16 protein-coding genes are annotated in these 19,592 nt (G+C 35.5%); 6 read left to right on the top strand and 10 right to left on the bottom strand.

Features of this window, described 5'->3' with window-relative positions:
* Nucleotides 1-24: 24 nt before the first annotated feature.
* From EHQ43_RS17440 to EHQ43_RS17420, 5 genes are all read right to left on the bottom strand, one after another.
* Nucleotides 25-267 (bottom strand): hypothetical protein, encoded by a 243-nt coding sequence (locus EHQ43_RS17440; protein WP_135771844.1) that lies wholly within the window; start codon nucleotides 265-267, stop codon nucleotides 25-27.
* A 593-nt stretch (nucleotides 268-860) separates the two neighbouring features.
* Entirely contained in the window at nucleotides 861-1,124 is a 264-nt protein-coding gene (locus tag EHQ43_RS17435) for a hypothetical protein (protein WP_135771843.1), read from the bottom strand.
* On the bottom strand, nucleotides 1,114-2,838 hold the full coding sequence (locus EHQ43_RS17430) for a transposase (protein WP_244242880.1): 1,725 nt from the start codon (nucleotides 2,836-2,838) through the stop codon (nucleotides 1,114-1,116). The genes EHQ43_RS17435 and EHQ43_RS17430 overlap by 11 nt, the downstream gene beginning before the upstream one ends.
* Before the next feature lie 86 nt (nucleotides 2,839-2,924).
* Nucleotides 2,925-3,401 (bottom strand): RDD family protein, encoded by a 477-nt coding sequence (locus EHQ43_RS17425; RefSeq protein WP_135771842.1) that lies wholly within the window; start codon nucleotides 3,399-3,401, stop codon nucleotides 2,925-2,927.
* 168 nt (nucleotides 3,402-3,569) lie between these two features.
* Nucleotides 3,570-4,205 (bottom strand): hypothetical protein, encoded by a 636-nt coding sequence (locus tag EHQ43_RS17420; RefSeq protein ID WP_135741805.1) that lies wholly within the window; start codon nucleotides 4,203-4,205, stop codon nucleotides 3,570-3,572.
* Nucleotides 4,206-4,374: 169 nt separating this feature from the next.
* Between EHQ43_RS17420 and EHQ43_RS17415 the strand changes: the two genes are divergently transcribed.
* Both EHQ43_RS17415 and EHQ43_RS17410 read left to right on the top strand, forming a co-directional pair.
* Complete coding sequence (locus EHQ43_RS17415) at nucleotides 4,375-6,216, top strand: 7TM diverse intracellular signaling domain-containing protein (protein WP_167481816.1); 1,842 nt, start codon at nucleotides 4,375-4,377, stop codon at nucleotides 6,214-6,216.
* A 1-nt stretch (nucleotide 6,217) separates the two neighbouring features.
* Nucleotides 6,218-6,856 carry a response regulator gene (locus EHQ43_RS17410; RefSeq protein WP_167481815.1) on the top strand — a complete coding sequence of 213 codons (639 nt, stop codon included), beginning with the start codon at nucleotides 6,218-6,220 and terminating at the stop codon, nucleotides 6,854-6,856.
* Between the two features lie 36 nt (nucleotides 6,857-6,892).
* On the opposite strand, the gene EHQ43_RS17405 is transcribed toward EHQ43_RS17410, so the two are convergent.
* Complete coding sequence (locus tag EHQ43_RS17405; RefSeq protein ID WP_135771840.1) at nucleotides 6,893-7,918, bottom strand: hypothetical protein; 1,026 nt, start codon at nucleotides 7,916-7,918, stop codon at nucleotides 6,893-6,895.
* A 128-nt stretch (nucleotides 7,919-8,046) separates the two neighbouring features.
* Between EHQ43_RS17405 and EHQ43_RS17400 the strand changes: the two genes are divergently transcribed.
* Nucleotides 8,047-8,259 (top strand): hypothetical protein, encoded by a 213-nt coding sequence (locus EHQ43_RS17400; protein ID WP_135771839.1) that lies wholly within the window; start codon nucleotides 8,047-8,049, stop codon nucleotides 8,257-8,259.
* 507 nt (nucleotides 8,260-8,766) lie between these two features.
* Complete coding sequence (gene omp85 / locus EHQ43_RS17395) at nucleotides 8,767-10,239, top strand: Omp85 family outer membrane protein (protein WP_425269663.1); 1,473 nt, start codon at nucleotides 8,767-8,769, stop codon at nucleotides 10,237-10,239.
* Here the strand turns inward: omp85 and EHQ43_RS17390 are convergent.
* The 3 genes from EHQ43_RS17390 to EHQ43_RS17380 are packed head-to-tail and all read right to left on the bottom strand — an operon-like array spanning nucleotide 10,236 to nucleotide 15,489.
* Nucleotides 10,236-12,038, bottom strand: a complete 1,803-nt coding sequence (locus EHQ43_RS17390; RefSeq protein ID WP_135771838.1) for a methyl-accepting chemotaxis protein — start codon at nucleotides 12,036-12,038, stop codon at nucleotides 10,236-10,238. The two genes, omp85 and EHQ43_RS17390, sit on opposite strands and share 4 nt — an antisense overlap.
* Before the next feature lie 53 nt (nucleotides 12,039-12,091).
* Nucleotides 12,092-14,260, bottom strand: coding sequence for an adenylate/guanylate cyclase domain-containing protein (locus EHQ43_RS17385; protein WP_135771837.1), 2,169 nt, complete (start codon nucleotides 14,258-14,260; stop codon nucleotides 12,092-12,094).
* A complete protein-coding gene (locus EHQ43_RS17380) occupies nucleotides 14,257-15,489 on the bottom strand; it encodes a M48 family metalloprotease (RefSeq protein WP_135771836.1) in 1,233 nt (410 codons plus the stop codon). Before EHQ43_RS17380 ends, EHQ43_RS17385 begins: the two co-directional genes overlap by 4 nt.
* 99 nt (nucleotides 15,490-15,588) lie before the next feature.
* Here EHQ43_RS17380 and EHQ43_RS17375 point away from each other — a divergent pair, with 99 nt between their 5' ends.
* Both EHQ43_RS17375 and EHQ43_RS17370 read left to right on the top strand, forming a co-directional pair.
* A complete protein-coding gene (locus tag EHQ43_RS17375; protein ID WP_135771835.1) occupies nucleotides 15,589-17,124 on the top strand; it encodes a hypothetical protein in 1,536 nt (511 codons plus the stop codon).
* Nucleotides 17,125-18,687: an OmpP1/FadL family transporter gene (locus EHQ43_RS17370; protein ID WP_135771834.1), complete on the top strand. Its 1,563-nt coding sequence runs from the start codon at nucleotides 17,125-17,127 to the stop codon at nucleotides 18,685-18,687.
* A 2-nt stretch (nucleotides 18,688-18,689) separates the two neighbouring features.
* Here the strand turns inward: EHQ43_RS17370 and EHQ43_RS17365 are convergent, their stop codons facing one another.
* Nucleotides 18,690-19,592: a patatin-like phospholipase family protein gene (locus EHQ43_RS17365; protein WP_135741796.1), complete on the bottom strand. Its 903-nt coding sequence runs from the start codon at nucleotides 19,590-19,592 to the stop codon at nucleotides 18,690-18,692.

Below are 19,592 nucleotides of genomic sequence, written 5' to 3'. Positions count from 1 at the left end.
AGACATTATGTGGATTATAGGAAGTTATAAGGCTCCAAGTGATATTTTTTCTGCTATTAATTCCTGGAGTCTTTTTCGCATTATTTCTTTTAATTCATCACTGCTAAAACTACTAATGACATGTTTACTGTTAGCAGATTCAAGAGCCGTCCATTCAACCGAACCTCTTTGAATCTCTATTCCATTTTCTTTTGCAACTATAATATAATCTAAACCCTCAAAGAATTCCTCAATTTCAAAATTTCGATTTCCTATACTAAACTTCATTTTGTACCTCTAATTCTATAAAAGATAAATATCTAAATTTCTAATAAAGTAATTTTTTTTTCAAAATATGGGCTATGTCATAAGCGTTCCTCCATTTTAAATTCATATCCTGGACTAGATCGGCTAACCGATAGTCCATGGCTAAAGGGATAGTCTCCTCTACTCCCATATTATTAAACCTGATTCGGAAATTCCTGAATGACTTCTCCCATGTCCTTTCATTCTTGGAAGTTACCTTATAGTGATTCACTCGCTCCTGAATTTTCTTAAAGCGAGAAAACGAGATATCTTCATTAACCCGTCTAGGATCGATATAGAACTGGTTAAGATTCAATTTATCCACGATAAGTAGCTCGGTCTTTACCCAAGGATCAGAACAGTAATAAGTATTGAACTTCTTAATCTGACTATTGAGGAAATCATTCGAAATATCTCTATGACTCCGAATAACCATATTATTCAAGCGTTCAGTTACCATCTGTGATTTCAGCTTCATCGAAGTAACTGACTTGTTATTACCCCTAAGCAATCTGACATTAATCCTCTTGGAAAAATTATCACAGATTCTCTTAACCGTTACAGAATTAAATTCCTTATCCATGAAGTTTAATTATATCCCTTGCAATCTCTACTATCTCTTCAAGAGTATGATATCTCTTAAGCTCTCGAATCGAATCCAGAATCAAACAGACGTTCTCTTTCTCTACTTTTCCATTCTGAGTTAAAGGGATTTTCAATTCTGCATCACAGTTAGATCCTGTTAGTTCCCTTCCCGTTACATAACATCTACCTTCTTGTTCCCTAAGAATTTCTCTGAAGTCAGAGATGTTAAATCTAAAATCCTGTTTAGTTCCCATATTTTCGGTTGCTCCTATATTTTTTGGTTTTGAATAATTTTTTATTAAATTGTTTCCAATTGGTTTTGATTTGCTCTTTAGCCTCTGTATAAAGAAGGTAATAAAGCTCGTTTGATTTTTTGTAGATACGATAAGTATCCATATATCTATCACTAGTTTTGGACATATTTATTAAGCCTACGTTAACCCACTTCTTAAGGATGAAGAGAACCTCTAACCTTCCATAGCCTGAAGTCTTAACGAGATCATCTAAAGTTGTCCATTTTCTCGTTTCCAAGAGAACCCAAACCTTTCTAGCGATCAGATTATATTTGGACTCATTCCTTCTCTTATGGTTCTCAATGTAGCTTTGACTCCAGAATTGATTATTATCCTGAATAGCTTCTTTAAGAGCCTTAGATAAATTATCTAGCTTCTCAGAATCCAAGTAATTGATTAATGAGGATCGACTTTCAAGCTTCCTTTCTTCTAGCGTTAGTGGTCGATAGAGGTATTTTTTGATGTTATGCGTTAGGTTTTCTTGCGAATAGCTCTTATTACCTAAACCCACAAAATTCACTTCACCCAAACTCAGTAAACTTCTCAATTCAGGAACAAACCTTATATTCCCTAAGAAGCTTATTTCGTCGAGGTAGAGCTGAGAATATTTGGGACTTACATATCCATAGCTTCTGAAGGATTGCTTTAAGATATTATTCCTTGCTTCAGCTCCGTTAGAACTCACACCTTCCCTAGTCACCCACCTTTCACGGCTTAAGTTATATCTTGGATCATTACTCTTGCGAGAATGATTGACCATTTTGTGGTTAGGTCTATCCCAGATAAATGTATATCCTTCATCAGTGTAGAGAGTTACATTCTTAGGAATCTTATCATCTAAGTCCTTCCCTAGGTATTCTTGATTATTAAGTGGAATCGATTTGTAGAAACTCATTCCGTGATTAATCCCTACAGTGTGAACTAATACTCCCTTCTGTTCTCCTCCAAGTGAGTTACTCAAATAGATAGAAGCTGTTCCTGTTTTGTATCTTCTACTTCTGAATTTATTTGCCCTCAATGAAGCGGAAAATAAACAAACGCTATCTGCTACAGCTATAGGTTTTTTATCTGATTCTACAGGGTTTTTAAGCTCCTCGTATAGATTCTTCTTAAGGTTATCATTGAGCTGTGAGAAGATAATTTGGAGCCTTTTTTTTAAGTAGAAGCTGGTCTTATAGGATAGGTTTAACTTACGACTGATCTCCATTGATGTCATGATCTTAGGGTACTGATTCACCATGTCCCAAATGATGAAGCTTATGTAGGCTAGATTCGATTTGTATCCCTGGAATGGAGTATTGGCTGTGAGAGAGACCATTTTATGGCATGAGGAACACCTAGCGATGGATTCCCTACCCTTCACTTTGAGATAAACTAGATTAGGTTTAGAGCATCCACAGGACTTAGGATAGAGAGCGTTAAGGATTGTGAGCGTTTTTAATTTGAAGAACTGATTTAGCTTAGGATCAGATAATATATTGTGCGTTCTTTTTTTTATTTTGTCAGTATCTTCGCATGAAGAAGCGAGCCTTTCATTTATCTTTACACAGTTAGAACGCTCTCCTTGTCGATTATCGCTTTGTTCCTTAGTTGGACTTGATTTTGGGTTTTTGAGGTTGGGTGAAGCGGATTTTGTGGGGGATGGTGAGAAGTCCCCACCAGTTAAAAATTCCAAAATCAACTAACATCTAACATAACTAATTCGAGAAATGAATTTTTTCTGATTCCAATCAATGATTATAAACTTTTTGATGATTGCGACTAACAATTGATCACGATTGTTTTTGCAAAACGATCATGCAAACACTGCCTTGTTTTTGAAAAAATTAAAACACTATCTAGTAAAAAAAATATAAATCCCAAGATAGGAATGTTGAATAAAATAGCAGGTAAAATATGTCTCAACATAATCAATCGATCGGTTGAAATCATTGCACCTGATTCATCAATAATTTTGATTTTTATTATTTTTTTTCCCATTGATTGTCCATATTTTTCCAACAAATACATATTGAACACGAAAGGAAATAGTATAAAAGCTAAACATATGCAAAAAAGATAAAGGAGACTGATCTGATTCTCTGACTGAATCCAAAGATCCACTAAAAACATGATTAACAAAACAAAAATTCCACTCCCATAAATAATACCTATGTCAATGATTGCCGCCAAAAACCTCTTTACTGGTGTTGCCAGAGTTACGCCATAAGGTATATTATAATTTTGATACTGACTCATATGATTGATCCGTCCATCTAATGGATAGGAAACAATCAAAGAATCCAAATATCAATACAATAAAAAAAATGCCTTTTTGAATGAAAGGCAAGAGTGGAAAAAGAAATATTGATTGATATCTGAATTCAATTGAATCAAAAACGATTGATCATTATGATTTTGTAAGCATTACTTATACACATTACTACATTCAATTAATTGTTGGTATTTTGTACTTTCTGGTGGCCATGCAGTCGAATACCTTTTGAAATGAACATTCGTATATTTTTGTCCGTCGTAATCTTGTTCGTAATAAGTCGATGCAACAAAACATTCTCCATTTGGCCTTTTCATAGCGACAACTCCACCAAATCCCCTCGCAATTATGATTCCACTAATTTCATGACGAATTGGAACAAAAGATTTTGAAACAATAACAGCACGTAGACTTGTCAATTTTTCTTCAGAAAAAGCGGTAGCGTAAGCTTCCAACATTAATTTCGATAAATTTGGATCCACCATTCCTGCCGGTGGAAGTTTAATTGTTTTTGCCATTTCAATGGACTTTAAATCCTTTTCTTCTTGGATCTTTTGATCAGCTTTATTTTCCTCTTCTTTTTCTCGTTTATATTCTGCCTGTTTTCTTCTACCAAATTCATTTGCCACTTCACGGCATGGGATTTCAGGCATTCCTAACGTTTTACAATTTTCTAACCGTTTCTCAACTTCCATATCACTGAGCTCAGATAACGATGCACAACTCGAAACCAATGATGCAAAAACACAGAAGTATAACAAATTGGTTATTTTAAATAAACGATACATTTTAAACCTCTAATAGACTGGCAACAGTCTAATCGAAACTTGTGATTCACACAATCGCCAGTTTTGGTGATCTTGAACAAAAAAAATCTCACAAGAATTGGTGAGACCTCAATATTATGATAAACTATTTATAGACAAAGAATGAATGACATGCTGGAATTTACATACTGTGAAGTATCTGATCGCCATCTTATTCATTTTATTTGATACAAATTGTTACGATACTAATCCAGTAGCAATCAAAGGAATAATAGATTTCAATGGAAACTTCACACAATCGATAATTTCCTTAAATGGTGAATGGGAGTTCTACCATAATCAAAGGATCGATCAAATAGAGCCAAATTCAAAATTTTACGTTCAAATGCCATCGTTATGGAACAACGACCCGGGATTTGTTGGAGATGGGTATGGTGTCTATCAATTAAAAATGATCAATGTACCAAAAGTCCCTTTAGCATTACATATTCCTGAGATGTATTCTTCCTATAATGTTTATGCGAATGAGAGATTAATCGCTAAAAGTGGTCTAGTTGGCAATTCCAAAGAGGCAACCATTCCATCATTTGACCGCAATGTTGTAGGATTACAAACCGAAAATCAAGAAATAAGATTATCGATTGAAGTTGCTAATTTTCATTTTCCAAGAGGAGGAATTCCGTCTTCCTTAAGGATTGGAGAATATAGTGCCATCAAAGCGTACCGTGAGAAAGGAATTGCAGAGTCAGTTTTTTTATCTGGTGCAGCATTTATGTTAGGACTTTATCATTTAATTGCCTATTTGATTTTTAGAAAAGATAAACCATTTCTTTTTTTCGGCATTTTTTGTTTGAATCTTAGCTTACGTCCCTTACTTATCAATGAACAATACTTAGTTGAAATATTTCCTTCCATTTCTTGGATTTATTGGCAAAAAATAGAATTCCTAAATTTTTTAGCCTTACTACCCTTCTTTTATCATTTTATTCGAGTTTCTTACACAAAAGAACCTCAAAGTATATTCTCAAAATCATTAAATGTAATCTTCATTTCTTTGGCTATATTGGTCGTTTTTTCTGATCCAATCATATTTGCAAATATTCCTGTTCCAGTTTATTTATTAATTGGTGCAGCTGTTTTTGATTTAACTCGATTACTAATCAAACAAATTAAATTAGGAGACAAAGGTGCAAAAGTTGTATTCCTTTTCTTTATATTTTTAGCGATTATTGTATTAATTGAAATTTTAATCGAAAGAAATATTTTAAGAGGATTCCATTTTATCGAAGTTCCTGGATTTATCATCTTTTTAATTTCCCAAGCATATGTTTTATCTCTCCACACTGAGAAACTGAGAGTTGAAAAAAATCAAGCAGATCTAGAAATTTTAAATGAAAGACGCCGAAATTTACGACTTGAACTTTCGTTCTCGACTGAAAGAGAAAGGATACTGTCAGATTTGCATGATCATTTAGGAGCAAAATTAACTGACCTTAGCATTCGAATCGAATATTTAAAACCAAACCAAACATTAACGGAAGCAGACATTGATTTTTTAAAAATGGATGTAAAGAATTGTTTTCAGAGTTTTCGAGATACAATTTACGATAATGATGATTTTCGAATTATGACGGAAGATTTTATGTATGGATTACAATTGAATTTGACTCGAAGGTATGCAAGAACCAAAAGAGAATTGAGATTTGAAACAAATGAACATACAAGAATTCAATTACAAAAAATTGATAATGAAGAATTAAAACGTAATCTATATGCGATTACAGTCGAAATTGCGACAAATGATCTGAAATATGGTTCGAATGCAACGTATTGGAATTTTGATTTAGATGAAAATGGATTAAATGTAAAAATGGATGTTGATTCCAATTTCAAAAATAGTGGGGAATTCTCAATCGGTACTCGATCGATACAACGAAGACTAGAATCATTAAACGCAAGATGGACTGAAAACAATGAAAATAATCATTATACAATCCATTTTTTTATCCCAATCCCAAATTTACGAAACTAACATGAAACATAAAAAAATTTTTTTGGGACTTGTAGAGAACCAATCCGAGTTCCAAACTTCATTTGAAATCAAAACGAAAGAAATGGATCAGGAGATTCAATTCTTTACCTGGTCAACTGCAGAAGATTATTTAGAAAATTCAAATCAAGTGAAACTTGATATACTCTTTGTGGATATTCGTTTGCCTAAAATGGATGGTATCGAATTAATACGAATTCTATCAGAAGAAAATCCAAATTTAAAAACAGCAGCCTTGACAGTCGCTGATTCAGAAGAAACAATATTTGCTGCCCTAAGAGCCGGAGCTTTAGGTTATTTGCTAAAATCCGAATTATCCGATTTAAATCATATTGTCACAACGATTTTGACAGGAGGTGCAATGATCACACCAACAATCGCATTACGTATGATCCATGCATTCCGTACACCTTTCGAAAAACCGGAATTTGAACTTACGAATAGAGAAAAACAGGTTTTAATTGAAATTGCTTCAGGTTTATCAATTCACCAGGCTGGACTTCGATTAGAAATAAGTGATAATACCTTAAATACGCACCTTAAAAATGTTTATCGAAAATTAAGGGTACGCAATCGAGTACAGTTAATCGAAAGGGCTAGAAAACTTGGTTATATTGAATAATGAATTTTCCTTATAAAAATCAGTATCAAACATACATTATTTAAATAGTTCATCGATAAGCCTAGGAGAAGAAATGACTTTGATTTGATTGATCGCTGATTTAGAAATCACTTCGTAAGAACCATCATCATATTCAATTTCTATTTTATCCATAAACAAATACAATGAGTTTGGCCTAGGATTCCGATTTGCGTAAAATATATTTTTACTAAATCCACCTGGAAATATTGTTTCTTCATTGACAATAACTTCAGAAACCTCATTCGGTGATTTAAAAAAACTATTCGTAGCGGCCAAATGGTATTTCATTTTCGTTATCGTCTTAAAAGAATTATTAAAGATTTGAATGATAATGTCTTTTCCAGTTCCAATATTAAAAGAATAACTTTGATTACTAAAATCAGTTGTAGCAAAATCATTCAATATAATAGCATATTTCTTAGGATTTTTAATTAAAGGTTTTAATTTCTTTTTTGTTTCTTCAATTTCCGATTCCATCTTAGAATATTCATTTAATAATTTTACTTCAGCTTCTTTTAAAGCCAATAGATTGCCATCATCTGGTGATTTGTCTCCCATAAAAGGAATCACTAAAAATAGAGGGAGCCAGGCATATTCTCTTTTTCGAATCTCTTGTTCAATTGGTTTTCGTTTTTCAAAAAAATAGGGACTTGTTACTGAAAATTGAATCGTTTCCACTGCATCGTAATAACAGGGAACCAAAGTAATCGTAAGGATGCTGATTAAACATAAAAAAGGTGAGTTGTTAGTTTTATATTTTCTTTTTTCTTCTATGTTAATTTTAAAAAAATCTGCATTTGGATCATATTTTAAACCTCCTATGGTTTCACCTGGCAAAAGAGGTATGTCCTTTTCATAGGAGAATGGTTTCGGTTCCTGGGATTGGAATTTGATTGTGGATGTTACTTTTTGTTTATCAGATGATCCAGAGGGAATTCGTTCATAAAAAGTAATACAATTTAGAAAAAGGCAAATTAGGAAGTATGGAATGTATTTGTAATGTGACATCGTATATAAACTCAACTTAAGAGTTATTACCATAATCAAAATCATTGTAAATTATTTTTTGCCAAAAAAACCAGAGTTTCTATCACCAGAATTGGTGAGTCATTTTACATCGAAAGAATAAATCTGTTCCCTGTATTTTAGGATACGAGATTGCGTAAATTATGATTACCTTTCCAATCTATGCTGATAATATTCCATTCAATGAAGGAATTACGATCTCAACCAAAACCAATCAAAAACCATACATCGGTTCGATTCCAGAGAAAAGGATCAAACGGTTTTTATTAGTTACCCACGTTCAATCATATAAACTCTCCAAAGTAGATACCAAACCTCACAGATTCAAGCATGGATCTTTTTTACCATTTCACTAGTTTATCCTATTTGAATCTCTACTTACCGTCTGTTTTAGGTAAGGCGAAGTGATAATTTTAGGGTTTTCGAATATGATCCAATTCGTGTCATACAAAATATTCCATCTAATACTCTGAAGACTTATAACCATAAGAGAAGGATTTTAATTTGTTGTTTCATCATTTCGATTGATTGTTCATCTAATATTCATGTTGTGATGAGTCTCAATCCTCAATCGAAACTGATTTAGACTCTCCTATGTGAAACTCACCTCTCCTAGTTTAACAAAGTTCAAACCAAAAAGAGACAAGTCCCAATCTGTTCCAACACGGGAAAAACGAATGGAAAATTCGTGAATTTATTTTCTGGTTTATGACGGCACCATCGATGGTATCGTTTAAAAAAATTGAGTGAGCGCTCACTTTTTTGGTTGACAGAGTCTACAAATCTTCCAATTTCCTCCTCTTATGGGAATTCATCTCGTGCATAGGGTTTCAAGACAGCTAACGGTTTGTTTTGTCATCTTTGTGCTTGGCTCACTGGGAAACCTCATCGCACAAGAAGCCATCCCTGAGCCAGGTTGTATCAAAGACCCTCCGCCTAAGAACCTTCCTTTTCCCATGGATCCATCCAAACAACTTTGCAAAAAGGACATAGAAGATAAAAAAGATGGTTGGTATCCGACAGGCCTTCCACTGATCAATTCGGATCCAAACGAAGGGATTGGTTATGGTGCAAGGGCTTATCTCTATAATAACGGACCAAAAACAGATCCATTATTCTATTATACGCCTTACCGGATGAGGCTCTTTGCACAGTATTTTAATACAAATAAAAATGCCCAATACCACCAAATCAGTTTGGATATGCCTTTTCTAAAAGATACAGAGTGGAGGTTAAGAGCAGATGCTTTTTTAACGATCACTCCCACTACTTTATATTTTGGAATTGGTGAATCGAGCATGAAACCACTTTCCTATCTGGATCGAAACCAACCTTACAATCGTCAAGTAAACAATGCAAGTTTCATCGACCAAGAAACAAATCTCACTTACTACAGACCTGGTACTAGTTCTGACCCATTCCAAGTAGGTGGAAAAACTTTATCAGGAATTCCACAAACACCTGGTTATGTGGTAACTGACAAGATGTACAATCGTTATACCATTGAGACTCCAATGGCAACTGTGAGTGTAGAAAGGTCTTATGTGGGTGGAACAGTAAGATTAGTGTCTGGATTAAAATTTTCAAATAATATCATTCGTACCTACGATGGAAAAATGGTCAGAGGAATTGATCCAACTTTCGACCAACTGAGTGCTGATGTTCCCAATGGCAAAACTCGATTAACAGAAGACTATGAAGGAAAAAAAATTATAGGTTACCAAGGTGGTTATGTCAATGCAGTACGTCTTGGAATTGTATACGATACAAGAGATTTTGAACCAGACCCAAATTCAGGTATTTTTGCCGAAGTCACGTATGAAAAACATGATAAGGCGATGGGTTCAAATTATCAGTTTCAAAAGTATTTTGCACAAACAAAAATGTTTTGGAGCCCCTTTCCAAAGTTAGTTGATAAGTTAGTCGTTGCCAATCGTTTTGGTCTAGGTGTAACAGAAGGTGAAGCACCATTTTTTGAATATCGAAATATGTGGGGTACAGAAGGACTTGTGGGTGGACTTGGAGGACTTCGTACGTTACGTGGATACAAACAAGATCGTTTCGTTGGACGTGCGATGGGATGGGGGAATTCTGAAATCCGATGGAAATTTGCAGAATTAAAATTAGGATCAGAATTTTTTGCCTTTAATATCGTTCCCTTTTTTGATTATGGTAGGGTTTGGGACGACGAACATAAAATTAATCTAAAAAACTATTTTTATTCTCGAGGGATTGGGCTTCGCATTGCTTGGAACCAAGCAACAATCATTATGATTGATTATGCAAAATCAAGGGAAGATGAACAACTTTTTGTTAATTTTAGTCATGTTTTTTAAATCTTAAAAAAATCGACTGTCTTTCTCAAGTTTGCAGCTTTCCCTGATAAAGCAACACAGAGTTTATCAATATCGTTCACAAACTGATTTAAGTATTCCGTACCTTCCGTAATGGTAGCGATACTTTTTGCGAGTTCTTCTGAAGTACTTGCTTGTTCGTTTGTATTTTGTTCAATTTCCATAGCGGAAATGGTTAATTTTTCAAAACTATCTTTCACATTTTTGACGAGCTCCAATTGTTTTTTTGTCATTTCACTGGATTGTTTGATAAGTTCAATCGTTGTGTTTACTGACTTCCCAATTTGAGTGAAAGTTTTTTCCGTATTGGATACAGCAAGCCTTCCTGATTTTGTGGAAGCAGAAGCTTTCGATACTGCTTCCAAGATTCGTTTTGTATTGGAAAGAGTTTGTTCCCCTAGTTTGGAAATTTCACTCGCGACTACAGCAAACCCACGACCTGCATCCCCTGCCCTCGCAGCTTCGATTGATGCATTGAGCGAAAGCAGTCCAATTTTATCGGAAATCTCTCCAATCACTTGAATCACATTGGAAGTATGATCAACACTTGTTTCGATCTCTGACATGGCGGAAAGTGTCGAATGTAAAGCTGTTTGGCCTAATTTTGTTTCTTCTTCCATTTGTTTCGTTTCTGATTCAGTCAAACTCATCATATCATGAATGGAAATAATTGATGACTCCATTCCAATCACCAAGTCCTTTGCTTCTTTCGTGATATCGTTTTGTTTTTTGGCTCCGAAAGCAGTAGAACGAATGCTAGCTGACATTTCTTCGACACCAGCAGACATTTCTTCAGATGAAGATGCCTGCTCCATCATAGCTTGAGTAAGGCCCTGTGTCTGAGTTGCGATCACTTTGGCATCAGCATTCAATTTATCTGACTCTTCAATGACTACGGAGGTGATTTTACGGATACTATGAATAAATGAATTTAAAGAAATGGATCCATGTCCTAATTCATCTGTAGAAATAATAGGAACTGACTCTCTTAAATCACCTGTTGCCAATTCTTTATATCGATTGGCCATTTGGATAGTGTTAAATTTCATTGCTTTCACAAAAAGAGATGTTAAAACAAAAATATTAACCGTGATAAAAACTGCCATTAGCACCAAGGTGACTTCTGCATTCTGTAATTGCGCAAATTTTGTCACCTCTACAAGTAATAAATACCCTAAAGCTGTAAGTGTCATAGTAAAGACAGCGGACATTGTAAAAAAGATACGGGCATAAATTCCCACTTTTGGAATAGTCTCGGATTCTAAAGGAAGATCTTTCAGCTCCTTTGTAATCAAAACTTCCGAAACTAAAAGTTCACTGAGAAAAAAATGAGAAACACCAAGTACAGGATAAATAAGGATCGGTAATATAAAATAAGGAAGGTATTCTACGATTGTCGGTGTAAAAAATTGAAACGTAACAAAAGCTGCTAAGGGAATTCCAAAAGACCATTGCACAAGAAAGTATCCTAAATTTTTTTTTGGAAATTCTAATAGCTGGCGTTTTATTTTTTGTTTTTCCAAAAGCGATTTATTACTAAATGTATTGGGGATTGTTGTTCTTAAAAGATTTTGAAACTTTAGAAATCGTATTGTAGGAAAGATATAAGACGTAAAAAGAGCAATGGTTGCTCCAAACACAACGAGGATAGATTTTTCAAAAGAATAAACACCAGCAATGATAATAAACAATACTGCAGTAGGAACTGCAAGTACTGCGGTTAATAATTCAAGACCAATTGTCAACCGCCAACATAATGATTTAATTTTTGCTTCGTTCATTTCGCTTTTTCCTTGATCTGGACAATCTGGTAAAAGCAATTTTCGGTATAGTATTATTTTGATGTACGTGTATAAACACCGTCCCAGTCGATAGGTGGTGGGTTTTGGAATAAAGTTTGGCAACGTTTGATGAGTAAGTGACTACTTTTATCTTCTTTACCTAAAATTTTAGAAACATTCTTAAAGTGTTCAATAGCATCTTCCCAATTTCGTTTCGAATATTGTGAAAATCCTAATTCATATTCTTTTTCTGCATCCAACATGATAGATGTAACATCTTTTTGAAATGATTCTAAACTAAAAATCTTTACAGGCGCTTCTTTTCCTTTCACACGGATCCAATCCAAAAACCGAAAATGAAACGTATCCTTACAAACAGATTCAATGCTTTCGGAAACAAGGATGGAAACACCATAGTCCTTTGCTGCCGCTTCTAATCTAGCGGCCAAATTGACACTATCTCCCATCATTGTATATGATGCCAAACTATCTGTGCCCATAAATCCCACCTTAGCCAAACCACAGTTGAGTCCGATCCGAAAGACCATCGCACGTGCCAGTGGAGTGTAATCTCCGCGTTTGTTCCATTCAACACGTAAATTTTCAAGCTCAGTTACCATCTCTAGAGCTGTTTTGCAAGCAAGTTTTGGATGTTCTTTATTTTGAATCGGTGCCCCAAAAATCCCAACGATTGCATCTCCAATGTATTTATCTAACGTACCTGCATTGGCTTTTAAAACCTTTGTCATCGCTGAAAGGTATTCATTTAGAAGTTTAGCAAGATCAGTCGCACTTAACTCTTCACTGATGGAAGAAAATCCTGCAACGTCAGAAAAAAAAGCGGTAATTTCCCACTCTCCTCCTTGTTTTAAAGATTCCATATTTTCAAGGGCAACACTGACAACTTCCGGATCAACTAAGTTGCGTAAGATGTGATTGAATTTTCTTTTCTCTCTACCTTCTGTATACGTAAGATAAGCAAAACCTAATAAATAAGAAATGGGAAATCCCAAAACAAATGAATATGTTGATAAAACCATATCCATTCGATATAAAAAATAAAAAGTCCCAATAAAAAGTGATACTGCAAATATCGGATATATATTCTTTAAAAGATGCCACTGATTGATAAAAAGGATCAGTACACCAACAAACAGTACGATTATTGTGAATCCAATCCCATACGATTCCGGTAATTCTTTTAGTAAATGGCCTTCAGTTAAATTAGAAGCAAAAACTGCTTGGGCAATGACTCCAGGAAATAATCCATGTGGTGTCACCACATCATCGTGAGTTGATGCAGCAGATGTACCTATAAGAACAATTTTTCCATCAAATAATTTTGGTGGTACAAGCAAAGAATTTGGGTCTTCCACTTCTCCTGAATTTAATTTTTCAAGTGATTCGATGATGCCCGCAGCAGAATACCTTGGAATATTTCTTAATTCTTCTTCTGTATAAAAATAAGACCGAACAAGTCCATCTTTACCGACTGGCACAATTCGTCGGACATCGCCTTTTAATAAATAAAAATTTGAATCTTTAGATTCTGTTTTGTAAGATTCACCTAACGCAAATGCTTGTAACGCAAGAGTAGGAAAATACAATCCATTCCATCTAACAAAAGGTGAAAACCTCCTTAAAATACCATCACTATCGGCAATCACATTCACTACATGAATCATAGGAGCTGTTTCCCCGATTAATCCAATAGGAAAGGAAGCATTTTCATATTTGGGAAATGGAATCTTTGTATCCAAAGGAACACTGAATTTCTGACTGATGGTTTCGATTCCTTTTCTTGGAATTACAATACCACCATCACGAAAATTTGCTGCATGAGAAATCTCCCCCAAACTCTCGTTAGCGGAGACAAGAGCATCATCATAATCCGACCTTTCTGTAAACATGATATCTATAATCGTGATTTTTGGTGGAGTGAGAAGTTTTGTATATCCTATGAGTGTTGGATAAATGTGTCGTTTCCAAGGCCATTGTCCAAGCTCAGGGTGATCTGCATATTTGGCAATACTCTGTTCATCTATATCAATGATCACGATATCATTAGAAAATCGATGGTGTGAAGGTAACAGATGGAAAAAGGCATCTGATAATTTGCGATCAAGCGTAGCAGAAAATTTAAATAATGTTAAGAAAGTAGTGAGGAGAGCTGGGATCACTACCATCAAAAAGATGGGGATTAAAATTTTACTTTGTTTCATTTTCCAATTCTATTTTTATATTCACTCCATCGATCGACAATGATCGGAGTGCCTTCCATTGAAATCGAAGATTCGATAAACACAAGTTTTGCAATCCTAACATTGGTTTCTGGATGTGTTTTTTTCAAAAGCTCAGCACCATCTGATTTTGACATTGTGTTCAAATAACTAGAAAGTCCTAAGGGAGAATAACCAACTTGAGAAACTAGACCTACTGCAGCTTCATCCGCTTCCAATTCTACTTTAACATCGCGACCAGTTTCAAAAAATTGTTTTTCCATCTCTGTAATTGCAGTTGCCATCGCAGAGTTCACCACCTCACTTCCAGGAGGTGATAAAAGGCCAGAAAGTATATCCACAAACACATTGGATTCTTTGAATTCACCATTATGGAATAATATCACATGACCCATTTCATGAGCGATGATCCCTGCAAGTTCCGCTTCAGTTTGGATTTTTTTTAAGGCACCAGTTGTTAAAAACAAATACCCTCCTGGGCAGGAATAAGCATTTATTTCATTGGATTCAATGATACCAACACGAAACTCTAAATCTTTTCTGGAAGAAACAGAACCTAATCGAAACGCTATGGAATTCAAATAACGGGTGAATTCTAAGTCTTTGACAATAGGATATTTTTTTAACAATCTAGCGGCCAGAGAACGACCCATTTTCACTTCTGCTTTTGTTTCACCTAAGACAGGTAACGATTGATTTGAAGTGAATGAAAACAAGTTTTGTTGTAAACTTACGTTAGGTGAATTTTTATCATCTTTATCATTTGTGACTTCTGTAGAGAGTGGGACGGATTCTAACCAACGTAAAGATTCAAAATCATACAGTTCTCCTTCTCCTCTGACACGCATTTTTTGTGTTTCAGAGAGTCCTCTCGCAGCAGCTGTTTTTGTAAAATCAGATGCCCTTTGTCTTGCGACAACTGCTTCCGAAGAATTCGAAGTGATCCCTAACTTCATTTGGTTCCCAGGTGGGAGTGGAGAAACAAATAACTTAGAAACCCAACCAGTTTTTTCTTCCACTCGCACTTGTACGAAAAGACCTTGTTCGCCCATCGGAGTTAGTACTTCTCCTATTTTTAAACCAGTCCCATCTGCATTTAACTTTGGTTGAGAGAGTAACTTTGCTTTGTTGCTTTGCACATAAACATTCCCTTTGGCAAAGAGTGAGATTCCGAGGAATAAAATGAAATAAATTAACTTGTTCGGTCTCATTTCCCATGAGTGTTTGTTCAATTCAATCTTTGAAAACTCTTTTTTTAATTTTGACTTTCGAATTGACAATTCTTCTCTTTCCATTGTCATGAATGACTGATGAAACATTTTTTTCTAATACTCTTACTTTCGAATTTCATATTGGTAGGTTGTAAAAAAGAAAAAGATGAAAGTAACTCGCTCAGTGCCTTAGCAGTTCGATTTTTGGTTCGAACACTCCTCTCTTCAAATATCAACGCGGAATTACCTTCCAATTTGAGTGTTGCAGTTCCCAGATCCATTCGTAAACCATCAAATGGTCTTGGGGCCAGTGTCTTTATAAAAAACAAATCAAATAAAATGGTCTTCAGTAATAAAGGCATTGCACAAGATACATTGGACTATGGATTCACTGGGCAAAATTTTTTAACAGATGGAACAGGGATAGTAGCTGAAATCCTAAGAGATTCCAAGAAGGATTTAGTCCTCATCAGTGGTTCTTATACTCTCGCAAAAGCAAGTCCTGGAGTCTGCATCCCAGGTGGTGCATCCACAGTACGCATCACACAAAGTATGGAAGAAGAATTTTTAGAAGGCATTGAAAGGCTTGGCTTAAGCCCAGAAGAAGCAAGGGGAGAACTTGTCAGTTTACAAAACGAAGGAATTTTGCCTTTCATTGGTCAAGCTGTGCCAACTCCTGCCATGGTATACAGAACCTTAAGTAATAGTGAGTATGATATCGAAGTTTCCTATTCTTTTGCCGATGCGATTGGAACACCACAACCCTGCCCTTCCAATAACCAGTTCCAAAAAAGCATCAAATTCAAAAACGACAAATCGAAAGTATTCAGCTCCATCACTCGTTCTTTACGGGTATTTGGAATTTCTTTGAGTGTGGATGCTTCAATCACCTACATTACCCAAGAAGGAAAAAAAGACAAAGCCATCCTTAATATCAAACAAGTGACATCAGGTTCAGGCAATACAGACAAATCCACAACACGGTTTACCTTCGAAGAATGTGCAAACGATACAAATGCAAACTCAAATAACTGTGTGACTTTAAACTATAGCAATGTATATGATGATGCCGCTGGCAATAAAATCACAACTTCCGTGAAAGGTCGAACCAATGATCTTGGTGGGTATGTGCTCACGGAATACATTGACAATGCAGATAATTTCGAATACTACATTACAGAAACCTATGATCCCAATGGAGACATTACCTACTTTGCTGTCGATTATTATGATATCGATAACAGCATAAATGATGAATACGAAGAATTGGGTGTCCTCGATACAGCTTTATACGGTGAGTTTATTGAGACAACTTATACCTTTGAATGGGATGTATATGTAGATTTCACAACTCCTTTACCTAGTGGTGGTATTGGTGCAGGTGGATATGCTGCCTATGATGCTTTTGTCATTATGCCTAATGGAGTAAATCCCAATAACTTCCCTGATGATTATATTGGCTGGGGTGAATTTTACATCAATGAGTCTGATTCCACTGAGAGTTATTATGTGGATTTTTATGGTTCGGCCGACCAAGTCAGCAATGCAGATGTTTGGCGGTATGAAATAGATTCCAATGGAAATGAAGTGTATACCCAACTTTTAATCGCACCTAACGTTTTATATCAATTATAAATGAAAAAGAATGTTCCACTAAACGATCCAATACAAAAACCTTTGCGAAATTTTATGTTCAAACACCATGACTTCTCATCACAAACATCTTTGAAACAAAACGACAGGTTTCATTCTATATGTACTCTTTTTTTGGTTTCATTTTTTTATTTTATCTCTAGTTCGGTTTTCCCATCTGAACCTTTCCACAACTTACAAGGATTTTATGGTGAACGAGCGGCGGGACTTGCTGGGGCATTTACAGCCATTGCAGATGATCCTTCTGGTGCCTATTATAACCCTGCAGGGCTTGGTTTTACTCATAACGATGGGATTTCGATTTCGGCGAGTAACTTCAAAGATATAAAACGTAGTTATATCAATATTGACACACCTGGCCAAAGGTACAACCAAACCCACCAAGGATTTGATCCCAATTTTATTGGCTTACTTAAAAATTTTGATCGTTGGAAGTTTGCTTTTTCAATTGTAAACACTTACAATTATTCCTACAACCGAGTGGACCAAGTAAACTACCCGCTTGTCTCCCCTTCCATTAATTCAACAAGAAACTATACGAAAGAACGATACAACCAACTCCTTGTAGGTCCAAGTTTGGCGTACCTTTTGAACGACAAATTGTCATTAGGTGCAACTCTTTATTACATGAGTGATACAAAAGAAGTATCAAGAACCCAATTCCAACAATTCTCTGATTTGAGTTATGTCATGCGCTCTTATGTTGATAATCGTCGCACAACAGGAATTATGCCAGTACTTGGGATCCAATACCAACCAAACCCAAAAGTATCACTCGGTATGAGTTATAGAAGAATCTTTGTGACAGGTGGAGACAGATTATACAACGAAGTATATGCAGATTCAACAAGAAGGCCTGGATCTTCTGCCATAGATTTTATTGAAGGTACGGGTGATGGTGCATCTTCAATTGAACAAGGAGTGCTCACACAAAAACCAAAACTTGTGACTTCCATCCCACAAACATCAGAAATGCGATTTGGTGTCGCATTTTTTCCTACCTCAAGGTTTCTTGCCTCCTTCGATATGATCTATACATCTGGCTATAAAGTGAGACGTAACCAAGATGAGATCAGTAGTTTCGGAAGAAGAGTCACCTACACAATCAATGATACGGAAGTAAGAGAACTCACTCGTTTTTCGACAACCAATTTTGCTGCTGGTATGGAATACTACATTGCAGACACCTTTTCTATATTAGGTGGAATTTATACAAACGAACCAAATACAAAACCTGTCTCGTGGACAGAGTCTGCTATTGATTTATACTTACAAAATACTTTTGGAAACCAAGTGACAGCGAGTGCTGGCGATGCGAGTGTTATTTACAAAGTGGCAAGGTCTGGAACGAACCCAAGGAATGAGTATTCTAGAAACCGGGGTTTGAGTTTGGGATTTTCTTGGGTTACATCTAAATCATCTGTATCTGTGACGTATATACGAGAACTCGGTTATGGTAATTCCAGAATAGATCCAAATTCTCTTGCTCAATCCTTTGAATACAGTGCCAATTCCATCTATATTATGGTAAGTTCTAGAAACTAATCTTAAGATTTCTTTTGGGATTTTGATTGAAAAAAATCCCGTGCATCATCATACCCTTGGGTCAAAAGTTTTTCTGCTTGTTCCTTTTTAAAATTTAAAATACTACCAAGACCTAACATTTGTTTTGGCGCAATGACTGAAATTTTTGCCTTCGTGAATTGAGTGCGAAGGCTTAAGAAAAAATTTTCTACGGAGGTGAGTCCATCCATTACTGATTTTCTATATTCTAAACCTTGTTCGACACTTTTATAAGATCCAAGTAAATACAATTCAAATAAACGTTCTAAAGCTTCATCCTTTGTTTCGGGTGTTTCCATGATCTTATTACTACCAACAGGGGATAATAATACCACGACTATATCGGAAGCTTCATGCGTTAACGCAGGCAAAATGGGGGTATTTGCCATCACTCCACCATCCCAATACGGTTCCCCATCGATCATTTGCCAAGGGAATATCATCGGTATGGCAGAAGAAGCAAGTAAGTGTTCAATGCGTAAGGATGGGTTTTCAAAAAAACGAAGTTCGGATGTGAGAATGTTTACAGCCGAGATGATCACTTTGGTTTGGGACAAATTTAATGCTGAAAAATCCAAATGTTCATGGATAAATTTTTTCAAAGGGTAGGTTTCAACAAGTGGGTAATATTTTCTTCTAAATAATCCTTTGATCATATTCCATATCGAATAACGCATGATATGTTTTTGATTCAGTTTCAACCAAAGTTCGGACAATTTCTCTGAATTCATACCTGAGCCAATCGCACAAGCATTGATTGCCCCAACTGAAGTTCCGCAAATGATATCAGGTTTCCAATTGATTTCTTCTAAATACCGTAAAACCCCCGCTTGGTAGGCACCTCTTGCCCCACCACCTGAGAGAACCAATGCTTTTTTCTTTGCCAT

The sequence above is a fragment of the Leptospira bouyouniensis genome, assembly GCF_004769525.1.
Classification (GTDB): domain Bacteria; phylum Spirochaetota; class Leptospiria; order Leptospirales; family Leptospiraceae; genus Leptospira_A; species Leptospira_A bouyouniensis.
This window is presented reverse-complemented; position numbering and strand designations above follow the sequence as displayed.